The organism is Macromonas nakdongensis, assembly GCF_002837145.1.
In the GTDB taxonomy this organism is placed as follows: Bacteria; Pseudomonadota; Gammaproteobacteria; order Burkholderiales; family Burkholderiaceae_C; genus Macromonas_B; species Macromonas_B nakdongensis.
In genome coordinates, this window is record NZ_NWMV01000144.1 from 1 (window position 1) to 2361 (window position 2361).

Genomic DNA, 2361 nt, shown 5'->3' on the forward strand with positions numbered 1-2361 from the left:
TTCCTGGGCTACCGGGCGCCGACCTTGGCGCACCCCACCGCCGAGGACGCGGACAGCCGCGATGCCCTGGCCCTGGTCCTCTTGGCCGGCGTGCTCGACGGTCACAGCGCCGCCCGTCTGGAGCGGGCCCTGGTGCAAGGGCGTCCGGCCGGCGCGGCCGTGGGGCCGCGGCTGGCCGACAGCGTGGGGGCCGGCTTCGACGTGGACGGGCGCGGACCCGCCCTGTTCCTGCTCACCGCCACGCCGGTCCAGGGCGTGCCACCCGAGCGCCTGGAAGCGGCGCTCAAGGCCGAAGTCCAGCGGGTGGCCCGCGAAGGGGTGAGCGCCGCCGAGCTGCAGCGCGTCAAACACCAGTGGGCGGCGGCGGAGGTGTTCCAGCGCGACTCGCTGTTCGCCCAGGCCCGCGAACTGGGCAGCCACTGGGCCCAGGGCTGGCCGGTCGATGCTTCCGCCACCCTGTTGCAGCGCCTGAACGCCATCACCCCCGAACAGGTGCAGGCCGTGGCCCGCCGTTACTTCGACGACGACCGGATGACCGCCGGTCTGCTGCTGCCGGAGGTGACGCGATGACCAACCGCAGAGAGGGATCCTGGCGCCGGGGCCGGCGCTGGCTGGTTGGGCTGGCCTGCTGCCTCCAGGCCGGACTGGCCGCGGCCGCCTTGCCCATCGAGCACTGGACCCAGCCCAGTGGTGCCCAGGTCTATCTGGTGCGCACCGACAACCTGCCCATGCTCGACATCCAGATCGATGTGGACGGGGGCAGCCGGCGCGATCCGGCCGACCGCGCCGGTCTGGCCAGTGCGACCGCGCTCATGTTGGGCCGGGGGGTGCAGGCCACGGCCGCCGGCCCGGCCCTGGACGAGAACGCTGTGGTCGAGGCCTGGGCCGACCTGGGCGCGCAATTCGGCGCCAGCGCCAGCGCCGACCGCCTGAGCTTCACCCTGCGCACCCTGACCCAGCCCGACCTGCTGCGCGCGGCCGTGGCGCTGGCGGCGCGGCAACTGGCGGCGCCGGCCTTCCCGGCCCCCGTCTGGGCGCGCGAGCGCCAGCGCCTAGTGGCGGCGTGGCGCGAAGCCCAGACCCGGCCAGACACCCTGGCAGGACGCCGTTTTGCCCAGGCGGTGTACGCTGACCACCCCTACGGCCAGGAGGCCCGGCCCGACACCTGGGCGGCCATCGACACCTCGGCCATGCGCGCCTTTTACCGGCGCCATGCCCGTGCGTGCGATGCCCGGGTCACCCTCGTGGGGGCGGTGGGGCGGGAAGAGGCGGGTCCGTTGGTGGACGCGCTCCTGGCCGGCTGGCGGCCGCACGCTTGCCAGGCCCTGCCGCCGGTGCCCGAGGTGGCTGCCCTGACCCAGGCGCAGCGTATCCAGTTGCCCTTTGCCGCCGCCCAGGCACAGGTGCTGGTCGGCCAGCCCGGCATCGCCCGCAGCGACCCGGATTTTCTCGCCCTCACCGTGGGCAACCACATCCTGGGGGGCGGCGGGTTCACCTCGCGGTTGATGCAGGAGCTGCGCGAAAAGCGCGGCCTCACCTATGGCGTCTACAGCCAGTTTTCGCCCGGTCGCCACGCCGGCGCCTTCAGCGTGTCGGTGCAGACCCGGCCCGACCAGGCCGACCAGGCGGTGGCCCTGGTGCACGAAGCCTTGCAACGCTTTGTCGCCGAAGGTCCGACCGAGGCGGAGCTGGCCGCGGCCCAGGCCGCCCTCGTCAACGGTTTTGCCCTGCGCCTGGACAGCAACCGCAAGCTGCTCGACCACGTCGCCGCCCTGGCCTGGAACGGTTTGCCCCTGGACTACCTGGACCGCTGGACCGAGCGCGTGGCCGCCATCGACCGCGCGCAGATCGTGCGGGCTTTTCAGCGTGTGCTGCAGCCCGACCGGCTGGTCACCGTGGTGGTGGGGGCGGCACCGTGAAGGCGCGCCCGCACAACGGCACCGGCGAGGTGCGCATCATCGGCGGCCAGTGGAAGCGCAGCAAGCTCTCGGTGCCGGCGCGCCCGGGCCTGCGGCCGACACCCGACCGCGTGCGCGAAACCCTGTTCAACTGGCTGGGCCAGGACCTGACGGGCTGGCGCTGCCTCGATGCCTTCGCGGGCAGCGGCGCCCTGGGACTGGAGTCTGCCTCGCGCGGGGCCGCCCAGGTGCTGCTGCTGGAGTTGGACGCGGGGCTGGCGGCCAGCCTCCGGGGCCACGCCGAGCGCCTGCGCGCCACCGCCGCCGGGCGTTTGGGACATTGTGTTCCTCGACCCACCGTTTGGTGACGTGGCCAGCGCTGGCAACGAAACCCTGTTTCGCCAGGCACTGGCGGCGCCCTTGCCCTTGCTCAACGCCACGGGCTGGGTCTACCTGGAGGCTC

2 protein-coding genes and 1 pseudogene are annotated in these 2361 nt (G+C 73.6%); all 3 read left to right on the top strand.

The annotated features are described in order from the left end of the window. On the top strand, nucleotides 1-570 hold a 570-nt coding region (locus CON77_RS14345), incomplete at its 5' end, for a M16 family metallopeptidase (protein ID WP_198552403.1). Further along, nucleotides 567-1919, top strand: a complete 1353-nt coding sequence (locus CON77_RS14350; protein ID WP_101050238.1) for a M16 family metallopeptidase — start codon at nucleotides 567-569, stop codon at nucleotides 1917-1919. The genes CON77_RS14345 and CON77_RS14350, both read left to right, overlap by 4 nt. Then, a pseudogene (locus CON77_RS14355) lies at nucleotides 1916-2361 on the top strand (RsmD family RNA methyltransferase); the annotation flags it as partial. The gene CON77_RS14350 and the pseudogene CON77_RS14355, both read left to right, overlap by 4 nt.

What these genes read in the sequence shown, in the direction of transcription:
- CON77_RS14350 (WP_101050238.1), top strand. Translation starts at nt 567, where the DNA reads ATGACCAACCGCAGAGAGGGATCCTGGCGCCGGGGCCGGCGCTGGCTG.